This is a genomic window from Enterobacter sp. DSM 30060, assembly GCF_013375955.1.
In the GTDB taxonomy this organism is placed as follows: domain Bacteria; phylum Pseudomonadota; class Gammaproteobacteria; order Enterobacterales; family Enterobacteriaceae; genus Enterobacter; species Enterobacter intestinihominis.
On record NZ_CP056118.1, the window covers coordinates 4,776,955 to 4,792,817 of the forward strand.

Annotated in this window: 30 protein-coding genes and 1 other annotated feature; of the genes, 23 read left to right on the forward strand and 7 right to left on the reverse strand. The window is 52.5% G+C overall.

All coding sequences use genetic code 11. The features are described from left to right. Positions 1–128: 128 nt before the first annotated feature. The gene (locus HWQ15_RS22865) at positions 129–671 is read right to left on the reverse strand and encodes a toxin YdaT domain-containing protein (protein ID WP_176587420.1); all 543 of its coding nucleotides are present in this window, start codon (positions 669–671) and stop codon (positions 129–131) included. A gap of 29 nt (positions 672–700) precedes the next feature. Further along, entirely contained in the window at positions 701–928 is a 228-nt protein-coding gene (locus HWQ15_RS22870; RefSeq protein ID WP_033817243.1) for a hypothetical protein, read from the reverse strand. 68 nt (positions 929–996) lie between these two features. Between HWQ15_RS22870 and HWQ15_RS22875 the strand changes: the two genes are divergently transcribed. The 3 genes from HWQ15_RS22875 (at position 997) to HWQ15_RS22885 (ending at position 2,861) form a co-directional block, all read left to right on the forward strand. After that, positions 997–1,719, forward strand: a complete 723-nt coding sequence (locus tag HWQ15_RS22875) for an XRE family transcriptional regulator (protein WP_255319049.1) — start codon at positions 997–999, stop codon at positions 1,717–1,719. Positions 1,720–1,730: 11 nt separating this feature from the next. Beyond that, positions 1,731–2,318 (forward strand): hypothetical protein, encoded by a 588-nt coding sequence (locus HWQ15_RS22880; RefSeq protein WP_176587422.1) that lies wholly within the window; start codon positions 1,731–1,733, stop codon positions 2,316–2,318. Between the two features lie 360 nt (positions 2,319–2,678). Then, a complete protein-coding gene (locus HWQ15_RS22885; protein ID WP_063945715.1) occupies positions 2,679–2,861 on the forward strand; it encodes a hypothetical protein in 183 nt (60 codons plus the stop codon). On the opposite strand, the gene HWQ15_RS22890 is transcribed toward HWQ15_RS22885, so the two are convergent. Next, a complete protein-coding gene (locus tag HWQ15_RS22890) occupies positions 2,848–3,057 on the reverse strand; it encodes a hypothetical protein (protein ID WP_023303584.1) in 210 nt (69 codons plus the stop codon). The genes HWQ15_RS22885 and HWQ15_RS22890 overlap by 14 nt on opposite strands. A 276-nt stretch (positions 3,058–3,333) precedes the next feature. Here HWQ15_RS22890 and HWQ15_RS22895 point away from each other — a divergent pair, with 276 nt between their 5' ends. The 18 genes from HWQ15_RS22895 to HWQ15_RS23420 all read left to right on the forward strand — a co-directional run bounded on the left by HWQ15_RS22895 (position 3,334) and on the right by HWQ15_RS23420 (position 11,068). Then, complete coding sequence (locus HWQ15_RS22895) at positions 3,334–3,690, forward strand: hypothetical protein (RefSeq protein ID WP_176587423.1); 357 nt, start codon at positions 3,334–3,336, stop codon at positions 3,688–3,690. Continuing rightward, positions 3,687–3,833, forward strand: a complete 147-nt coding sequence (locus tag HWQ15_RS22900; protein ID WP_176587349.1) for a hypothetical protein — start codon at positions 3,687–3,689, stop codon at positions 3,831–3,833. The genes HWQ15_RS22895 and HWQ15_RS22900 overlap by 4 nt, the downstream gene beginning before the upstream one ends. Before the next feature lie 9 nt (positions 3,834–3,842). Beyond that, the gene (locus HWQ15_RS22905) at positions 3,843–4,013 is read left to right on the forward strand and encodes a host cell division inhibitory peptide Kil (protein WP_044704447.1); all 171 of its coding nucleotides are present in this window, start codon (positions 3,843–3,845) and stop codon (positions 4,011–4,013) included. Then, a complete protein-coding gene (locus HWQ15_RS22910; RefSeq protein ID WP_176587424.1) occupies positions 4,000–4,446 on the forward strand; it encodes a hypothetical protein in 447 nt (148 codons plus the stop codon). Before HWQ15_RS22905 ends, HWQ15_RS22910 begins: the two co-directional genes overlap by 14 nt. Positions 4,447–4,517: 71 nt before the next feature. Then, a complete protein-coding gene (gamL, locus tag HWQ15_RS22915; protein WP_176587425.1) occupies positions 4,518–4,802 on the forward strand; it encodes a host nuclease inhibitor GamL in 285 nt (94 codons plus the stop codon). Positions 4,803–4,811: 9 nt separating this feature from the next. Then, positions 4,812–5,726, forward strand: a complete 915-nt coding sequence (locus tag HWQ15_RS22920) for a recombinase RecT (RefSeq protein WP_176587426.1) — start codon at positions 4,812–4,814, stop codon at positions 5,724–5,726. After that, positions 5,723–6,205 (forward strand): siphovirus Gp157 family protein, encoded by a 483-nt coding sequence (locus HWQ15_RS22925; protein ID WP_176587427.1) that lies wholly within the window; start codon positions 5,723–5,725, stop codon positions 6,203–6,205. Before HWQ15_RS22920 ends, HWQ15_RS22925 begins: the two co-directional genes overlap by 4 nt. An 8-nt stretch (positions 6,206–6,213) precedes the next feature. Next, positions 6,214–6,642, forward strand: a complete 429-nt coding sequence (locus tag HWQ15_RS22930; protein ID WP_176587428.1) for a regulator — start codon at positions 6,214–6,216, stop codon at positions 6,640–6,642. After that, a complete protein-coding gene (locus HWQ15_RS22935; RefSeq protein ID WP_176587429.1) occupies positions 6,639–6,806 on the forward strand; it encodes a hypothetical protein in 168 nt (55 codons plus the stop codon). The genes HWQ15_RS22930 and HWQ15_RS22935 overlap by 4 nt, the downstream gene beginning before the upstream one ends. Further along, positions 6,803–7,354 (forward strand): phage N-6-adenine-methyltransferase, encoded by a 552-nt coding sequence (locus tag HWQ15_RS22940; RefSeq protein ID WP_063865842.1) that lies wholly within the window; start codon positions 6,803–6,805, stop codon positions 7,352–7,354. Before HWQ15_RS22935 ends, HWQ15_RS22940 begins: the two co-directional genes overlap by 4 nt. Beyond that, complete coding sequence (locus tag HWQ15_RS22945; protein WP_063865840.1) at positions 7,351–7,845, forward strand: HNH endonuclease; 495 nt, start codon at positions 7,351–7,353, stop codon at positions 7,843–7,845. The genes HWQ15_RS22940 and HWQ15_RS22945 overlap by 4 nt, the downstream gene beginning before the upstream one ends. Further along, complete coding sequence (locus HWQ15_RS22950; protein ID WP_176587430.1) at positions 7,842–8,060, forward strand: hypothetical protein; 219 nt, start codon at positions 7,842–7,844, stop codon at positions 8,058–8,060. Before HWQ15_RS22945 ends, HWQ15_RS22950 begins: the two co-directional genes overlap by 4 nt. Further along, positions 8,057–8,731 carry a hypothetical protein gene (locus HWQ15_RS22955; RefSeq protein ID WP_176587431.1) on the forward strand — a complete coding sequence of 225 codons (675 nt, stop codon included), beginning with the start codon at positions 8,057–8,059 and terminating at the stop codon, positions 8,729–8,731. The genes HWQ15_RS22950 and HWQ15_RS22955 overlap by 4 nt, the downstream gene beginning before the upstream one ends. Then, positions 8,728–8,949, forward strand: a complete 222-nt coding sequence (locus HWQ15_RS22960; protein WP_047076775.1) for a TraR/DksA family transcriptional regulator — start codon at positions 8,728–8,730, stop codon at positions 8,947–8,949. Before HWQ15_RS22955 ends, HWQ15_RS22960 begins: the two co-directional genes overlap by 4 nt. Before the next feature lie 2 nt (positions 8,950–8,951). Beyond that, on the forward strand, positions 8,952–9,293 hold the full coding sequence (locus HWQ15_RS22965) for a hypothetical protein (RefSeq protein WP_176587432.1): 342 nt from the start codon (positions 8,952–8,954) through the stop codon (positions 9,291–9,293). Positions 9,294–9,483: 190 nt separating this feature from the next. After that, entirely contained in the window at positions 9,484–9,684 is a 201-nt protein-coding gene (locus HWQ15_RS22970) for a hypothetical protein (protein WP_176587433.1), read from the forward strand. An 8-nt stretch (positions 9,685–9,692) separates the two neighbouring features. Further along, entirely contained in the window at positions 9,693–10,028 is a 336-nt protein-coding gene (locus tag HWQ15_RS22975; RefSeq protein ID WP_072058545.1) for a helix-turn-helix domain-containing protein, read from the forward strand. Then, positions 9,911–11,068, forward strand: coding sequence for a site-specific integrase (locus tag HWQ15_RS23420; RefSeq protein ID WP_255319060.1), 1,158 nt, complete (start codon positions 9,911–9,913; stop codon positions 11,066–11,068). The genes HWQ15_RS22975 and HWQ15_RS23420 overlap by 118 nt, the downstream gene beginning before the upstream one ends. A gap of 101 nt (positions 11,069–11,169) precedes the next feature. Here HWQ15_RS23420 and HWQ15_RS22980 read toward each other — a convergent pair whose 3' ends face one another. From HWQ15_RS22980 to HWQ15_RS22995, 4 genes are all read right to left on the reverse strand, one after another. Further along, positions 11,170–12,528 carry an APC family permease gene (locus HWQ15_RS22980; protein ID WP_022648602.1) on the reverse strand — a complete coding sequence of 453 codons (1,359 nt, stop codon included), beginning with the start codon at positions 12,526–12,528 and terminating at the stop codon, positions 11,170–11,172. Beyond that, positions 12,518–12,580, reverse strand: a complete 63-nt coding sequence (gene yoeI / locus HWQ15_RS22985) for a membrane protein YoeI (RefSeq protein ID WP_099458931.1) — start codon at positions 12,578–12,580, stop codon at positions 12,518–12,520. The genes HWQ15_RS22980 and yoeI overlap by 11 nt, the downstream gene beginning before the upstream one ends. Positions 12,581–12,799: 219 nt before the next feature. Beyond that, complete coding sequence (locus HWQ15_RS22990) at positions 12,800–13,729, reverse strand: LysR substrate-binding domain-containing protein (RefSeq protein WP_022648603.1); 930 nt, start codon at positions 13,727–13,729, stop codon at positions 12,800–12,802. 41 nt (positions 13,730–13,770) lie between these two features. Further along, positions 13,771–14,595 carry an SDR family oxidoreductase gene (locus HWQ15_RS22995; protein ID WP_006811206.1) on the reverse strand — a complete coding sequence of 275 codons (825 nt, stop codon included), beginning with the start codon at positions 14,593–14,595 and terminating at the stop codon, positions 13,771–13,773. Positions 14,596–14,767: 172 nt separating this feature from the next. Between HWQ15_RS22995 and hisL the strand changes: the two genes are divergently transcribed. Continuing rightward, on the forward strand, positions 14,768–14,818 hold the full coding sequence (gene hisL / locus HWQ15_RS23000) for a his operon leader peptide (protein WP_099516347.1): 51 nt from the start codon (positions 14,768–14,770) through the stop codon (positions 14,816–14,818). Beyond that, positions 14,794–14,917, forward strand: a sequence feature (His leader region). Its footprint overlaps the gene before it by 25 nt. A gap of 45 nt (positions 14,918–14,962) precedes the next feature. Continuing rightward, entirely contained in the window at positions 14,963–15,862 is a 900-nt protein-coding gene (gene hisG, locus HWQ15_RS23005; RefSeq protein ID WP_032623983.1) for an ATP phosphoribosyltransferase, read from the forward strand. Position 15,863: the final 1 nt, after the last annotated feature.

Below are 15,863 nucleotides of genomic sequence, written 5' to 3' on the forward strand. Positions count from 1 at the left end.
CGTGCTACCTCCGGTTTGTTTACTCTCTTCGATTTACTTGGCATAATTGCCTCGCAATTGACTGACGTTTATTGCACCTGAAAGCCGTTGGTGTTACAGCACCGCGGCTTTCGCCATTTCTGTAGTTCTCACATAACCCCCAGCATCGATGTAACCATCGTCATCAGCGGTCCTACCTGCTCCGGCATGAGGCGGAACAGCGAAGCTATACCCTCGCTTACCTCTTTCAGCTTCTGATGCTCTGGAGCTTCCAGCAGAACGGCCTGTTTAGCCTCGGCACACTCTTTCATCGCAGAGGCGATCAGCGACATCGTGTCGTTCTTCGGCGCCAGACGATTGCGAAATTCCAGTGGAAGAACCGCCATGATTGCGGGCGTCAGCTGGCGCACGTTCTCGCGGTACTGTTCTGAGTCGAAACGGTTGTCCAGAAAGCGGAACAGCTTCTGGCGCGCCCGGCTCATGTCCTCCGGGAAGCTGATGGCGGTCCCGCCCTGCTCCCGGTATTCGTTGATGATCAGCGCCGAAACGACGTCCTGATTGTCCAGCGCCGACGACCAGGCACGGACCGCATCGCGGATCTTTTCGTGGTCTGGCGCCGCTTTAGGTTGAGCGCGGTTTATCATCGCTCCCGGGTGTATTCCGGTATTGTGTTGATACGCAAGTGAATGCATTGCTTTCCCTTTCGTGGTTAGGGCCGCCGTTAAGCGGCTTTTGGTTTACTGATTTCAAGGATCTGGTTCTCGGTAAACTGACCACCAGATGCAGCTGCGATTTTGGATGCATAACCTGTTTCGCCGGTGTAATCGGTACGCGGCAGGCAACCGCTGTTAATCCACTTGTAAATAGCGCGGGGAGTGCGCCCGCAAGCCTTCGCCACCACCGGTACACGGATTTGCTTGATGATGTCGCCAAGGTTTTTAGGTTGCATTTGTTAACCCTCAAATTGAACTGTAAGTACATATTATGTCGGAACTGATAGTTCACGCAAGTGATATTATGATTGAACCCATGGTTCAAGAAGAAAGAGCGCGTAAAGAGTTCTCCCAACGGCTAGCGCTGGCCTGCGATAAAGCTGGTTTACCTGCACATGGTCGTCAGACAGAGTTGGCAAAACTCATGAAGCTGACACCTAAAGCGGTAAGTAAGTGGTTCAATGGGGAGGCTATCCCAAGACGTGGGAAGCTGCAGGAATTGGCGGCTATACTTGGCACATCCTCGTCTTTCCTGCTGGGCGATAGTGCGGCAGATGGCATATCTGAAGGGCATATGGCGATGAGGGACGATTCTTTCCGTGTAGACGTTTTCGATATTCAGGCTAGTGCTGGGCAGGGAGTTCTCGTGCGAGATGAATTCGTTGAGACCATCAGATCCATAGAGTATTCAAACGAAGAGGCTCGCACGGTCTTCGGTGGCCGCCCAGCTGACCACATAAAAATGATTGCCGTTAATGGCGATTCGATGTCTGGCACGTTCGAGCCGCGAGACCAGATCTTCGTCGATGTCAGCATCGACTGCTTTGACGGTGACGGCATATACATTTTCGTTCTGGACAATGATCTCTACATAAAGCGACTTCAAAAGCAGCACAAAAAATTAGCTGTGATTTCAGACAATAAAAAATATGAAACCTGGTACATCGAAGATGGTGATTTTTCTTCTCTCCGCATCTGCGCGAAAGTGCTGGTAAGCCAGTCAAGGGCATACAGATTTCATAGCTGAGGAAGTTAAGCATGGAAGCAATTAAGGTTACAGATCTGAGTGATGGACGCGCCTTATACGAGCTTGGCTACCACTTCATCACCTGCACATTAAGCCACGATAAACGTTGGCAGCTAGGTGCTTTCAAACGTGATGAAAGCAATCTCAGAGATGACACTCTAGCGGTTTTGAAGAATGAAAAATTCATGTTTATGGTTAAGCTTGGCGGGCAGCTTTCTCCTAAGCCTCAATGCATAGCTGTTAACGGGCGATTTTTATTTTCTGTCCATACCGGCAAAGACAACAACATGGCTGCAGCCATAGTCATGGATAACACCGGTAAAGAGTTATTCAAGATAGAAACTTCCACTCACCTCATCAGTTCGGCCATATCTGAATTTGGGCGCTACATCGCCCTATCGTTTGCCGGTAGCAAAAACAAAGATGATTTTTACGCGCACCGGCTTGAGGTCATAAACATTGATACCGGAGAGCTGTTGATGTCCGTTATCAAAACAGACTTCCTTCGATACGCTGAACTTTCAGTTGTTGAGCCAGACGGCGGACTTTTCGCAACTTTCAATGGTCGCACAAGACTAATAGATGTGACGAACCTCTAAAATATCCAATCCGCACCCTCCCCCAGGTATTCCCCGCAAAAAAATTCTAAAAATTATTTCTCTTTAAAGTTCATAAACATACTTGCATATGAACTTTCCATTCACTTTAAATGTACTTTTGGTACTTTACTTGAATGAACTATTGGTACATTATCAACCCATCGAAACGAAACATCGACAGCTGAGCGAAGTTAGCCAGCGGCGAAGTGGAGATTTGGTCAGTCGAACGGCGCGACAGTAAACCATGCGTCGGACCATAGGCGGGCTCAGGAAGAGCGGCAATTATGGCAAAGCGATTTACCAGCAGCTCTTTGCGAGGGGCTGACGGCAAATCTACTCCACTTATTTGAGGTGATGGTGATGGATATAAAAAACGATGAAGTAGCGATGTTTAAAAGCAACAATGGCGTAATTTTAGCAGCTGACGCAGCTTATGCTGCTGCTGAAGAAGCGGTTAAAGGGGCATCAGATGACCACTGGTATCGGCAGAATTTGATAAAGGCAGCACTGGAGACTGCCCTGGCATCAGTTATCGTTTTATAGCGATCCCAAAAGGCGTAGGTGCTTCTGCTTTGTACTTTTCCTTTGCTGCTTCACGACAGGCAGGAAGCAAATCAGCAATGCGCTCAATTAAAGCTTCTGGCGTGTTGGCGGATGGGTCTTTTACTGCAAGCGCCAGCGCTAAATCATATGCCACTGATTCCTCAGTTCTCTTTCCTGCAAATACATTCATGGACATAAAGAAATCCTTTTATTGACTGTGGAATATCCAGTCTACGGCATTCCTTTGACTGTGGAAAGTGAAGGAAATCACGCGCCGGGCGTGGCTAAACATCCCGGCACTCATTCAAGTTGAGGCTGCCAGGTAGGCGGCCTTTTTCATACCTGGAGTTATTTACGAGTGACTCAAGTTATGACAATCGGCGGCCATCCACCGCCCATTGAAACACTGAATAAATGCGTTGAAGTCTTGTATTAACCGTTCGGCGGCGCGGCCTTAAGCGCGGAGATGATTATGAAATACACCATGAAGGTTTATAAAAACTCTGATGACCATGCTGCTTATCTGAAAGCGCGATCCGACAGCGCCAGAAATGGCCAGTCATTTGAATGGGCGGGTCACCGCTGGGCGTACGAAGTCACCAGCTTTGACGATGCCGGTGATTACGACCTGCTTTACCGGTTTGATGACAAGCCATATCCAGAAGAAGTTTCAGTCACTACAGATGACATGACGATCCGTGACTACTTTGCGGCTAAGGCTATACAGGGAATCATCAGCAGCGAATGCAACTATGGAGCGTTTAGTGATTTAGCAAGCGATGCATACAGCATTGCCGACGCGATGCTCCTCGCTCGGGAGGCATCATGACAGTCACCCACAACGGCAAGCAGTACACCGCCAAAAAGCTCAACGATAACGAGTGGCAGCTGACGTCGGTATCGGCACCGCGTGAAAAGCTGGTACTTAACCGCTGGCAGATGCATATCGCTGTTCCTCCTGGAACAGGTTGAGGTGAAGGTATGATCAATCATCACCTGCTGCGCGCGGCGCAGAGCAAAGCAGCCATCGCCCTTTTTATCGGTGATGGCGCCATGTGGATGGCAGCCTACGACGAAATGAAGGTTGCCATCGGTTATCCATGGCATCGGGGAAAGTCGAATCAGCGTGGAGGTGCGCATGCAATGGGTTAAATACTCTGAATGCAAGCCTGATTCCGCCGGTGTTTATATGTGGCGAATGGGCAGCCGAAAAGTTAAAGGTCTTACGGTTATTGCCCGGGCGAAATTTCGCCTTCGCGGTGCTGGTTACGAAGATGTTCTTTCACCTGAATTTGATCGTTGGGACGGGTATTCGGTTATTGTGCCAGGCGAACTTCAATGGGCTGAAGATGATGGCTCATTGCCGGATATTTCTTTCGAAAATCTCCCTGACGCAACAGAGTGTCCATTTTGCAAACGACAGCCCGTAATTAAAGCGTTCGAATGGGATCGCGGTTGCCGGATTGGTCCTGAGCCATACATCCTCAATCAGTTCCAATTAAAGTGCTGCGGATGGATCGCTCCGGTTACCTTCGACTCACCAATTACAGCCATAGAGTCATGGAACTCAAAACTTTCTAAGTAACCACCCTATTCAACCGATCGGCCTGGCTTCTGCGGGCGGGATCTGCACATCCAAATTTCAGGAGTTCAGCCATGAACGCATACCTCACTTACGACCGCATCGAAGATCGGCGCTGGGCTGAGCAGCAGCTCGACGACGAAAAAGAGAAGTGGATCGACGACCGGGCACAGCAAATCATCGACATGATGCCAAAAGAACCGTCCGGCCTCTTCCACTTCACGGTCCCGATTGACTCCAGTCCATACGAAGGGCTTCGCAGCGATAAAGCTGGGGAGGCCTACAACGATTTCATTTCGGCAGTTGCTTACGCCCAGGCGGAATACGATTGGGAACACCGGACCGGCTGCCCGTTCTAAGGAGGGTTTATGAGTTTCGATCTGATTCAGTTCGTTAAGGAGCAGGAGCCGCTATTTGTCGGCGCCCTAACTGACCAGTCTCTGACATGGGCAAAGGAATGCCAGTTTGCTATCCAGTTATTCCAGCGCAATCAAAAATTGGCAGAAACTGCGATTGCCAACCCCGCCAGCGCCCAGAACGCGATTATCAACGTTGCAGCTGTCGGCATTAGCCTGAACCCTGCAAGCAAACTGGCTTATCTGGTTCCGCGCGACGGTATGGTCTGCCTCGATATCAGCTATATGGGCCTTCTTCACATCGCCCAGTCAGCTGGCGTCATCAAGTGGGGTCAGTGCAAGCTAGTTCATGCAAGCGACGACTACGAGACACTAGGTCTCGATAAGGCGCCAGCTCATAAATACAACCCGTTTGCCACGCCTGACGCTCGCGGCGCCGTTATCGGTGGCTACTGCACAGTTAAAACCGCTGATGGCGACTATCTGACTGAAGAGATGAGTCTCGCTGAGATAGAAGAAATCAGGAAAGTGAGCAAAGCGGGAACATCACCAAAAGGCCCATGGGTCAACTTCTGGTCTGAGATGGCAAGGAAGACGATCGTCAAAAGAGCCTATAAATACTGGCCGCGTGCTGACCGTCTGGATAATGCCGTCGATGTGCTCAACGAAAGCGAAGGCATATACACCGAGCCAGTTATGCCATACACCCCAGAAAGCGAAATCATCCAGTCAGAAGAAAACGCAAAACAGGAACTTACCAACACCATCCAGTCACTATGTGAGGACATGAAGCAGGCGAAAAATATGCATGCTCTCAAAACCCACTTCCAGGCAGCTTACAAAATGACGGTCGGAATGCAGCTTCAACAAGAGGTGCAGGCCGTCTACGCCAAGTGCAAAGCAAAATTCGAAGAGGTTACGCAATGACAGCTCTTTACCAGATCGCCAATGATTTCGCAAAGCTGACTGATTCAGGCATGGAGCCTGAAATGATAGCCGACACCCTTGATGGCATTGAGTGGGAACTGGAAGCAAAGGTCGAGCAGATTCTTGCTGTTTGCAAAAACGAATCTGCTTATGCCGAGGCGCTGAAAGAAGAAAGCAAGCGTCTTGCAGAGCGCGCAAAAGCCGCAGAAAACCGAGTGTCGAGCATGAAAGATTATGTGGCTACCTCCCTCGAAACAGCGGGAAAGAAATCACTGAAGGCAGGCATTCATCAGGTAACGGTTCGCGCGCCGTCTAAGTCCGTTGAAATTACGGATGCCAGCGCGCTTCCTCCTGAATTCGTCGAATACGAGACGAACATCAAGCCAGACAAATTGGCTATCAAACACCAAATCGAAGCTGGCGTGGATGTACCTGGCGCGCAAATAAAACTCGGCAAACCTTCACTCATTATTAAGTAGGTGCCGCCATGAAACGTACACCCTTCTACCGCCGTCCCGGGCGAACCGGGCAATTCTCCGGCCTCCGTGAACGCGTTATCTGGATGATTCAGACGCGCGGCCGCCCGGTCACTGGCAGCGAAATCGCCGAGAAGTTTGGCGTAACGCTCATTGAGTTTAACAGGGTCGCCAACGGCATTACCCGCGGCTCCGGACAGATAGCTCAGATCGTTGAATCGGAAAAATGGCTCAACGAGGAAGGAATCTGCGACCGGGCATTCGACTTAGCCACGAAGCCAAGGGTCGTAACGCCGCAAGGCAAATCACGGCTGTTCACCCGGCGCGACATTGAGCAATCGCAGGAAGGACGACGGCAGGAGTGCATAGCTCGTGCCGCACGCCGTCGCCGCCTGATTGCTCAGGGCCTCTACATCGACGAAATGGAGTCAGTGCTATGAAAGCGTGGTCTCTCGAAGAGCTGGCGCTGCTGTGGCGACACTCAAACTCTGAAGTCGCTGAGATTACCGGCCGCTGCATTGAAGAGGTCGGAGATAAGCGGCTGCAAACCAATATTGAGCGTAATGGCTGGGATGTAAACGATCCGGAGCGGGAGGAATCATGACCGATTACACCGGAAGTAATACCCCAGCGGATCAGCGCGACCTCTGGCGCACTCCACCAGCCCTCTTCGCCTCCCTTGATGCTGAGTTCTGCTTCCAGCTTGATGCCGCCGCAGCGCCGCATAACGCGCTATGCCGGAAGTTCATCACCTCCGAGCAGAACACGCTGGAAACGCCGTGGGCTGATTACCTGAATGTGCCAGGCTACGTCTGGCTGAACCCGCCATACAGCGACATCACGCCGTTTGTGAAGAAGGCCGCCGCCGAGAGCGCAAATCAGATCGGCACGGTCATGCTGGTTCCGGCAGACACATCGGTTGGCTGGTTTAAGGAGGCTATCCAGACAGCCAGCGAGGTACGCTTCATCACCGCCGGGCGGCTGGCATTTATCAACCCGGTCACCGGTAAGCCGGTCTCGGGAAATAGCAAAGGATCCATCCTGATTATTTGGCGGCCATACCCCCGCACGCATTGTGAGTTCACTACGGTTGAGCGAGATGTGTTGATGGAGTTTGGTACAAAGCTACTAGCTAGACGGGAGGCTGCATGACCGAAGGTATTGATCAGCTAATTTATAACGACGAGTTTCCCGGGCTTGCGTACAACAAATTTACCGGGCAGTTCTTTGGAAGGAAAAGTGGAAACCCGATCGGCAGGATGCACAACAAGGGTTACTGGCGAATAGCTTGCGGCAAGAAGTGCTATCTCGCCCATCGGCTGGCTTGGTTCTTCTGTTATGGGGTTTGGCCCAAAGAGATTGACCATATCGACAATAACAAGCTCAACAACTCCATCGGCAACCTACGTGAAGTCACCCACCAACTTAATCAATTAAATATGCCACTGCGCAGCAATAACACGAGCGGCGTGAAAGGTGTTAATTGGGATAAGCAGCGTAAGCGGTGGCGAGCCAGGGTAATTATTAACGGCAAGTATTTCACTGCCGGACACTTCAAGGAAATTTCAGATGCCGAGGTGGCAATCAGGGCACTCCGCGAGCAAGTCCATGGAGAATTTGCAAATCATGGGGGCAAGTCATGACATCTGAAACAGACAACGCCATCCGCACCGCCTGCCGCCGCTGCACCGAAGAAATCCAGCAGGCCATGCGCAAGAAGCCAAAGCCAAACTGGAACGAAACGGTGCCTCCCATCATCAACAAGCACCACAAGAAAATTGAAGCTCTGGGAGTTAGCCTCCTGGAGTTCGTCGTATACACAGGGCGGCTTAATCGCCGTTTCGGAGTGGAATCGTGAAAGAACGCGGAATGATTTTTAACAGTGAGATGGTTCGCGCCATTCTCGACGGTCGAAAGACGCAGACTCGGCGGATCATGAAAATTCAGCCAGAACATTCAGGGCTTGGGTTACGCCTGGTGACTGACTCCAAAAACGGTAGTGATGACGGTAAGTATTTTTGGTCATCGTCTGATGCGTGCGGCCTAAAAGCGCGCTCCAAATCGTTCACCTGTCCATTTGGTGTCGTCGGCGATCGCATCTGGGTACGTGAAACATTTCAGGGGCCGTTATTCGATTACGAACAGATGGAGTCATACCTCGAAGATAGCTCGAAATTCGAAAAGCCAGAATTTTGCCAGTATGCCGCTGATGGCAAGCCAGCGCCGGAATATTACGACGCTGACGACAACCTGCGTCACGGATGGCGCCCGTCAATCCACATGCCGCGTTGGGCCAGTCGAATTCTACTGGAAATTACAGACGTGCGGGTTGAGCGCCTCGCTAGCGTGAGTGACGAAGATGCTGGCAAAGAGGGCTATCCGGCGGATCCCTCTCCGTTTGGTGGGCCGATGGATAAATGGCTGTGGTTTCGTCAGTTGTGGGACGGCATCTATCCAGAGCAGAGCTTTAAACACAACCCCTGGGTGTGGGTTATCGAGTTCAAACGCGTTGAAGGCGGTGCAGCATGACAGCAGAAATCATCGATCAGGCCAACGAACTAGCGCAGCAGCGCATCGACATGGCGATCGCAGCGCACCGCATCAACCGTAACGCCGTATCAGCTGAGCATTGTAGTGAATGCGGAGAGGATATCCCGGCGCCGCGGCGCGCTGCCGTTCCCGGCTGCCAGACATGCGCGGAATGCCAATCTGTTATCGAGCTAAAGAATAAGCAGCGGGGTCTCTGAAGATGATTGGAATACTCAAACCGGTCCAGGAATCACAATGGCCTGTAAGGTGCCACGATCCTAAGCGGAGCAACGTCTGGGCTAACTCTTATTTTCTGGTCCAGGAGTTTCAGGAAGAAAACGGCGTTATCCGTCTGTCAGTGAACACCACCAGCATTGCCAGCTCCGGCCGGTGGAAAGCTGGCATCAGTTGGGATGCGCTGCAGGAGATAAAGTCAGCTGTCGGTTACGGGGATCGTGATGCCGTGGAGATATATCCGCGGGATTCAGACATCGTTAACGTGGCGAATATGCGACACCTGTGGATTACACCGGAGCCAATCTCTTTTGCCTGGCGTAAATGACGCAACTTATAGCCAGTTATGAGCTGGCTATTGGGTGCGAAAGCACTGCCACGTAATCCCTTTTGCCCTCCACTGTGAGGGCATTCTTTTTGGGAGTTAACATGCAATCAAACCCCATGACCTGGCTCATCGCCGCACTTATGGCGCTGGGCGCTCTCATCTCATTTCTTCACGAACCGGAAGGTGTGCAATGGCTGCTTTTAATGTGGGAGCAATAGTCCAGAAGAAGACCGGAGGCATTCATGGTGTGGTGGATAGCCTGCAGGATCCGGACGGCGACCATCCGCAGTTCTGGGTGCGGTGGGACGACAGAGAATATTCAGTGCATCCGGAAAACGAATTACGCGCGGCCACGCCAGACGGTCCGCAGTTTTATAAATCGATGTCATAGGAGGGGTGATGGTTACAGCTGAGCCACTCACTGCGCAGAAGGCGGCAAAACTCCTGAAGGTCTCTCCGAGGACTGTCTACCGCCTCATCGACTCCGGCCAACTCGCCGGGAAGAAGATCGGGAACAAATACCGCACGACCGACGTCGCCTGTATTGCGTATTTACATGACCCGCGCGATCCTGTTTCCGCGAGCGCGGGTGAACATAAAGGAGAAATTTTATGTCAATCACCCTCAGAGGCGGCGTCTGGCACTGTCATTTCGTTACGCCGTCAGGGAAAAGAATTAGACGATCTCTTGGCACGGGGGACAAGAAACAAGCGCAGGAGCTGCACGACAAGCTGAAGGCTGAAGCGTGGCGGGTGGATAAAATCGGGGAACTGCCGACGAGGACGTTTGAGGAATGTTGCATCAGGTGGATCCGCGAGAAAGAGCATAAGCGGTCCCTTGATGACGATAAGACCAAAATCGAATACTTCCTTCGGCATTTCTCCGGCCGGGATATTTCGACCATCACGGCCGACCAGGTAAACGAAGCAGTTTCGAAGATGGTCAACCGCAAGCATATTCAGGTGTGGGAGTCGCGCCGGGACGCAGCTGTACGCCGGGGAAAGGAGCCGCCGCCATACACTGAAAAGCCAGTAAGCCAGGCTACAAAGAGCCAGCACCTTTCTTTTATGCGATCGCTGCTGAAAACTGCAGCCAATGACTGGGGATGGATAAAGGCGGCCCCCGTCATTAAGACCAAAAAGCCAATCAGCAAACGCATCCGCTGGCTGACCAGGGAAGAGGCAGAACGGCTTATCGCCTGCATGCCGGAGTCGATAAAGCCGGTAGTGATATTTGCGCTGGCAACCGGCCTGCGCCGCTCCAACATCATTGATCTGGAGTGGCAGCAGGTCGATATGCAGAGAAAGGTTGCATGGGTAAATCCGGAGAACGCGAAGGCGGGCAAGGCTATCGGCGTGGCTCTGAATGATACCGCATGCAGGGTGTTAAGGGATCAGATCGGGAAAAGTTCCAGGTGGGTATTCGTTCACACGAAACCATCGACGCGCCCGGATAAAACTGTCACTCCAGCGGTCCGGAAAATGCGCGTGGACGATAACAGTGCCTGGCGTATTGGCCTGGCAAAAGCAGGTATAGAGGACTTCCGTTTTCACGACCTCCGGCACACCTGGGCGAGCTGGTTAATTCAGTCCGGCGTGCCGCTGTCCGTGCTGCAGGAAATGGGCGGATGGGAGTCGATCGAAATGGTCCGTCGTTATGCTCACCTGGCGCCGAATCATTTAAGCGAACACGCGCGGAAAATAGATGCCATTTTTGGCAACCATGACACAAATACGACACAAGGAGAAAATCAGGCTGGGTTGAAACTGGCGTAACTACCTGTTTCTAAATGGCACGCCCTGTAGGATTCGAACCTACGACCTACGGCGTAGAAGTCCGTAGGTCGGGTAAGGCGAAGCCGCCACCCGACACAGTCTTACGCGACGTCTTCGTACTGAGGAACCGGGTTGCGGAAGCTCTTCGTTACGCAAGCCAGGTAAATCAGACCGATTGCACCCCAGATCAGACCCAGAACCATTGAGCTCTCTTCCAGGTTGATCCACAGGGCGCCAACCGTCAGGGCACCACACACTGGCAGCACCAGATAGTTGATGTGGTCCTTCAGCGTCTTGTTGCGCTTCTCACGGATCCAGAACTGCGAAATCACGGAGAGGTTAACGAAGGTGAACGCCACCAGCGCACCAAAGTTAATCAGCGCAGTGGCCGTTACCAGGTCGAACTTGATCGCCAGCAGGGCAATCGCGCCCACCAGCAGCACGTTCCACGCCGGGGTACGCCATTTCGGATGCACGTAACCAAAGAAGCGAGTTGGGAACACACCGTCACGGCCCATCACGTACATCAGACGAGAAACGCCCGCGTGCGCTGCCATACCGGATGCCAGTACGGTGACGCTGGAGAAGATCAGCACGCCCCACTGGAAGGTTTTACCCGCCACGTACAGCATGATTTCAGGCTGCGATGCATCCGGATCTTTAAAGCGAGAGATATCCGGGAAATACAGCTGTAAGAAATAAGACGCACCGATGAAGATCAGGCCGCCAATCAGCGCGGTCAGGAAAATCGCTTTCGGGATCACGCGCTCGGCATCTTTGGTCTCTTCAGACAGAGAAGAGATACCGTCGAAGCCCAGGAACGAGAAGCACAGGATAGTCGCCCCGGTGATCATCGGCACAACGTGCGCACCTTCAGACCAGAACGGACGGGTGCTGGTCAGCGTACCTGCGCCTTCACCGTGGGAAACGCCGTAGATGATCAGCCCAACGATAACCGCAACAATCCCCATCTGAAGGATCACGATCAGGGTGTTGAAGTTAGCCACGGTCTTGATGCTGCGCAGGTTAGAGATGGTCATAAAGGCCACCAGCGCCACAACGAAGATCCACGACGGTACGGAAGGTACCAGCGCTTCGAAGTAAATTTTTGCCAGCAGAATGTTGATCATCGGCATGAACAGGTAGTCCAGCAGTGATGACCAGCCCACCATAAAGCCAACAGCCGGGCTAATGGATTTCTGAGCATAGGTGTACGCAGAGCCTGCGGACGGGAAACGGCGAACCAGTTTACCGTAGCTCAGCGCTGTAAAGAGAATGGCGACCAGTGCAAAGGCGTACGCCGTTGCAACGTGACCGTCAGTAAGGCCTGATACGATACCGAATGTATCGAACAGCGTCATCGGTTGCATATAGGCAAGGCCCATCATAACAACCGGAATCAACGTAAGCGTTTTACGTAATTCCACGCGAGAGGTGTTTGGAGTTGCGTTATGCGACATAGTTATTCTCCTTTACGGTGATAACCGCCACGTAAGCGAAAAATTGCCCCATTTCTTTCTTCCTCAGCGACAACAACTGTCGGATTTTAGTAAATATCTATCCGGTACGAAGCCCGGCCTCTTGGTTTTTAGTTTCGTTTCGTACATGCAAAAAAAAATAACCGACGCCTTTTATATCGTCGATTATTCATTTGTTTGCAGCGGCGGCATTTTGCCCTATTCCAGATACAAAAGGCAATACATTGAGAAACCTGCCCATAAATTAATTTTACTAACTGGTTGATTTCCCATCATCTGCCTGAGTGTAAACTGTCGCGATAGCACTATTTGCTAAAATTTCGTCTCGCCACCAGGCGCTGGCAAGCCCGGCGGTCTGTTCATTCCAGCCCACCCATACCGATTCGTTACTGCTCTGCGCTAAAACCTGTTTTTCCACCAGCGCGCCGCTTTCAATAAAGCGCTGTGCTAAATAACGGGGAAGGTAGCCGCACCCCAGGCCGCTTATTTGCAGTTCCAGCTTGGTTTTAAAATCAAAAACGGTGATGGCCTCCTGCTCATCCAGAAGCTGCGATGAAATGCCGCACTCGGGGCGGGAGCTGTCTCCCACCACAATGGCGCGATGGTTTTTAATGACGCGTCTTGAAACAGGCTCCGGTTCATTCGCCAGCGGGTGGTGAGGCGCAACAGCAAAGATCTGCTCCAGAACGCCCAGCCGGGCGAAACCAAATTCACTCAGTTGAGGAGGCTCATGCAGCGCTCCAACGATGATATCCGCCCTGCCCTGCGTTAAGGCGTCCCACGAGCCGCCCAGCACGCCGTTGATAAAAACCAGCCGCGTGACGCTATGGCGCTGATAGAACGCCTCAATAAGCGGGGTAAGCAGCGAAAAAGGGAAAGTATCATCAACCCCAATCACCAGCTCATTTTCCCAGCCCTGATGAAGTTTGACGGCCTGTTTTTCCAGCTCGCGAACCGTATGCAGCACGTCACGCCCTTTTTCCAGCAGCATCTGCCCAGTACGGGTGAAACGCGCGCGATGGCCAGTGCGGTCAAGGATTTGAATATTAAGATCGCTCTCGAGCTTTTGCACGGTGTAGCTCAGAGCCGAAGGGGTTTTATAGAGCTTCGCCGAGGCGGCGGCAAAGCTCCCCTCTTTTTCCAGCGCATCCAGAATAACAAGAACATCCAGCAGCGGTTTCATCTTCGCCCCCTTGCGGTGTGCGATGGCCTCCGCCGGCGCAATTATTCCATAGGCATAACCAGCGGATCGGGATACTGATATTCAAATCCCAGTTCATGGCAAATACGATTGCCATCAATAATTTTGCCTTTGCGCTCCCCCTGCGCCTCACTGAACACCGGCGGCGCCAGACCCAGCTGGCGCGCCATCAGCGGATAAAAGGTGCTGCGTGGCGGATGCGAAGGCGCACATATATTATAGATGTGCCCCCCTTTCGGAGCCTGTAAAAGCAGCTCTATTGCACCGATAACATCTTCAAGGTGTACAAGGTTAACGCCGTGCTGACCATCCGGCGCGGATTTACCGGCAAAGAAGCGTCCCGGATGACGCCCCGGCCCCACCAGCCCGGCGAGGCGTAAAATATCCACCTGCGTGCCAGGCAGATTGTGCAGCCAGTCTTCCAGCTCTTTCAGTACCCGTCCGCTGGCGGTTACCGGACGGCGCTCGGTGTTTTCTTTCGCCGTACCGTCGATATCGCCATAGACGGAGGTCGAGCTGGTGAAAATGATACGCGGAATATGGTGCGCCAGGGCGCTGTCGACAATCTCCTGCACCGCCTGCAGGTAAAACGTCTCGCCCGGCCCGCTGCGCCGCGCCGGTAAGGTAATGACCAGTGCGTCCACATTCATCAGTTCATCCAGCTCGTCGGTATCGCAGATAAGCTCGGGTTCGAGACGCAGCTCGACACCATCAATGCCGCACATGCGCGCCGCCTCAACCCCGTCCCGCGTGGTCTTACTCCCTGTCACCTGCCAGCCTTTTGCGGCTAATGACATCGCCAGTGGCATTCCTAACCACCCTAATCCGACAATCGCGACCTTTTTCATGACATTCTCCGCTTAACGACGCCTGTTATAAGGCTACGCCAGCCTTATGGAACGCACAATTCATACCATCAATATGAAATGAATTAATGATCAAAAAAAGCCCTTGCTTTATGGCGTACAACTGGTTTAGGTTAAAAGACATCAAATGCATAAGCATTCAACGAGAATTTATATGACACGCGTTCCTTTTAAAAACCACCATCATCACCATCATCCTGACTAGTCTTTCAGGCGATGTGTGCTGGAAGACGTTTGGATCTTCCAGTGGTGCATGAACGCATGAAAAAGCCCCCGGAAGATCTTCTTCCGGGGGCTTTTTTTTGGACCGCATTCAGACAGATTAAAACAGGTTAACGAGGAACACAGAATGTTAGATAACTCACGTTTACGCATAGCTATTCAAAAATCAGGCCGTTTAAGCGATGATTCACGCGAACTACTGGCCCGCTGCGGGATTAAAATCAACCTGCACACCCAGCGCCTGATCGCCCTGGCTGAAAATATGCCGATCGACATTCTGCGCGTACGTGATGACGATATTCCGGGCCTGGTCATGGATGGCGTCGTTGACCTCGGCATCATCGGCGAAAACGTACTGGAAGAAGAGTTATTAACCCGCCGCGCGCAGGGCGAAGATCCACGCTACTTTACCCTGCGTCGTCTGGACTTCGGCGGCTGCCGCCTGTCGCTGGCCACGCCGGTTGATGAAGCCTGGGATGGCCCGGCCGCGCTGAACGGCAAACGTATCGCCACCTCTTACCCTCACCTGCTGAAGCGTTACCTCGATCAAAAAGGCGTGCAGTTTAAATCTTGTCTGCTGAATGGCTCTGTTGAAGTGGCGCCACGCGCGGGCCTGGCCGATGCCATCTGTGACCTCGTCTCCACGGGCGCCACGCTCGAAGCGAACGGCCTGCGCGAAGTGGAGGTGATCTACCGTTCCAAAGCGTGCCTTATCCAGCGCGACGGCGAGATGGCGGAGGCTAAACAGCAGCTCATCGACAAGCTGCTGACCCGTATTCAGGGCGTGATTCAGGCGCGTGAATCCAAATACATCATGATGCACGCGCCGACCGAGCGCCTGGACGAAGTGATTGCCCTGCTGCCAGGTGCTGAGCGCCCAACCATTCTGCCGCTGGCGGGCGACCAGCAGCGCGTGGCGATGCACATGGTCAGCAGCGAAACCCTGTTCTGGGAAACGATGGAAAAACTGAAGGCGCTGGGCGCGAGTTCTATTCTGGTGCTGCCAATTGAGAAGATGATGGAGTAAC

What these genes read in the sequence shown, in the direction of transcription:
- HWQ15_RS22865 (WP_176587420.1), bottom strand. Translation starts at nt 671, where the DNA reads ATGCATTCACTTGCGTATCAACACAATACCGGAATACACCCGGGAGCG.
- HWQ15_RS22870 (WP_033817243.1), bottom strand. Translation starts at nt 928, where the DNA reads ATGCAACCTAAAAACCTTGGCGACATCATCAAGCAAATCCGTGTACCG.
- HWQ15_RS22875 (WP_255319049.1), top strand. Translation starts at nt 997, where the DNA reads ATGATTGAACCCATGGTTCAAGAAGAAAGAGCGCGTAAAGAGTTCTCC.
- HWQ15_RS22880 (WP_176587422.1), top strand. Translation starts at nt 1,731, where the DNA reads ATGGAAGCAATTAAGGTTACAGATCTGAGTGATGGACGCGCCTTATAC.
- HWQ15_RS22885 (WP_063945715.1), top strand. Translation starts at nt 2,679, where the DNA reads ATGGATATAAAAAACGATGAAGTAGCGATGTTTAAAAGCAACAATGGC.
- HWQ15_RS22890 (WP_023303584.1), bottom strand. Translation starts at nt 3,057, where the DNA reads ATGTCCATGAATGTATTTGCAGGAAAGAGAACTGAGGAATCAGTGGCA.
- HWQ15_RS22895 (WP_176587423.1), top strand. Translation starts at nt 3,334, where the DNA reads ATGAAATACACCATGAAGGTTTATAAAAACTCTGATGACCATGCTGCT.
- HWQ15_RS22900 (WP_176587349.1), top strand. Translation starts at nt 3,687, where the DNA reads ATGACAGTCACCCACAACGGCAAGCAGTACACCGCCAAAAAGCTCAAC.
- HWQ15_RS22905 (WP_044704447.1), top strand. Translation starts at nt 3,843, where the DNA reads ATGATCAATCATCACCTGCTGCGCGCGGCGCAGAGCAAAGCAGCCATC.
- HWQ15_RS22910 (WP_176587424.1), top strand. Translation starts at nt 4,000, where the DNA reads ATGCAATGGGTTAAATACTCTGAATGCAAGCCTGATTCCGCCGGTGTT.
- gamL (WP_176587425.1), top strand. Translation starts at nt 4,518, where the DNA reads ATGAACGCATACCTCACTTACGACCGCATCGAAGATCGGCGCTGGGCT.
- HWQ15_RS22920 (WP_176587426.1), top strand. Translation starts at nt 4,812, where the DNA reads ATGAGTTTCGATCTGATTCAGTTCGTTAAGGAGCAGGAGCCGCTATTT.
- HWQ15_RS22925 (WP_176587427.1), top strand. Translation starts at nt 5,723, where the DNA reads ATGACAGCTCTTTACCAGATCGCCAATGATTTCGCAAAGCTGACTGAT.
- HWQ15_RS22930 (WP_176587428.1), top strand. Translation starts at nt 6,214, where the DNA reads ATGAAACGTACACCCTTCTACCGCCGTCCCGGGCGAACCGGGCAATTC.
- HWQ15_RS22935 (WP_176587429.1), top strand. Translation starts at nt 6,639, where the DNA reads ATGAAAGCGTGGTCTCTCGAAGAGCTGGCGCTGCTGTGGCGACACTCA.
- HWQ15_RS22940 (WP_063865842.1), top strand. Translation starts at nt 6,803, where the DNA reads ATGACCGATTACACCGGAAGTAATACCCCAGCGGATCAGCGCGACCTC.
- HWQ15_RS22945 (WP_063865840.1), top strand. Translation starts at nt 7,351, where the DNA reads ATGACCGAAGGTATTGATCAGCTAATTTATAACGACGAGTTTCCCGGG.
- HWQ15_RS22950 (WP_176587430.1), top strand. Translation starts at nt 7,842, where the DNA reads ATGACATCTGAAACAGACAACGCCATCCGCACCGCCTGCCGCCGCTGC.
- HWQ15_RS22960 (WP_047076775.1), top strand. Translation starts at nt 8,728, where the DNA reads ATGACAGCAGAAATCATCGATCAGGCCAACGAACTAGCGCAGCAGCGC.
- HWQ15_RS22965 (WP_176587432.1), top strand. Translation starts at nt 8,952, where the DNA reads ATGATTGGAATACTCAAACCGGTCCAGGAATCACAATGGCCTGTAAGG.
- HWQ15_RS22970 (WP_176587433.1), top strand. Translation starts at nt 9,484, where the DNA reads ATGGCTGCTTTTAATGTGGGAGCAATAGTCCAGAAGAAGACCGGAGGC.
- HWQ15_RS22975 (WP_072058545.1), top strand. Translation starts at nt 9,693, where the DNA reads ATGGTTACAGCTGAGCCACTCACTGCGCAGAAGGCGGCAAAACTCCTG.
- HWQ15_RS22980 (WP_022648602.1), bottom strand. Translation starts at nt 12,528, where the DNA reads ATGTCGCATAACGCAACTCCAAACACCTCTCGCGTGGAATTACGTAAA.
- HWQ15_RS22990 (WP_022648603.1), bottom strand. Translation starts at nt 13,729, where the DNA reads ATGAAACCGCTGCTGGATGTTCTTGTTATTCTGGATGCGCTGGAAAAA.
- HWQ15_RS22995 (WP_006811206.1), bottom strand. Translation starts at nt 14,595, where the DNA reads ATGAAAAAGGTCGCGATTGTCGGATTAGGGTGGTTAGGAATGCCACTG.
- hisG (WP_032623983.1), top strand. Translation starts at nt 14,963, where the DNA reads ATGTTAGATAACTCACGTTTACGCATAGCTATTCAAAAATCAGGCCGT.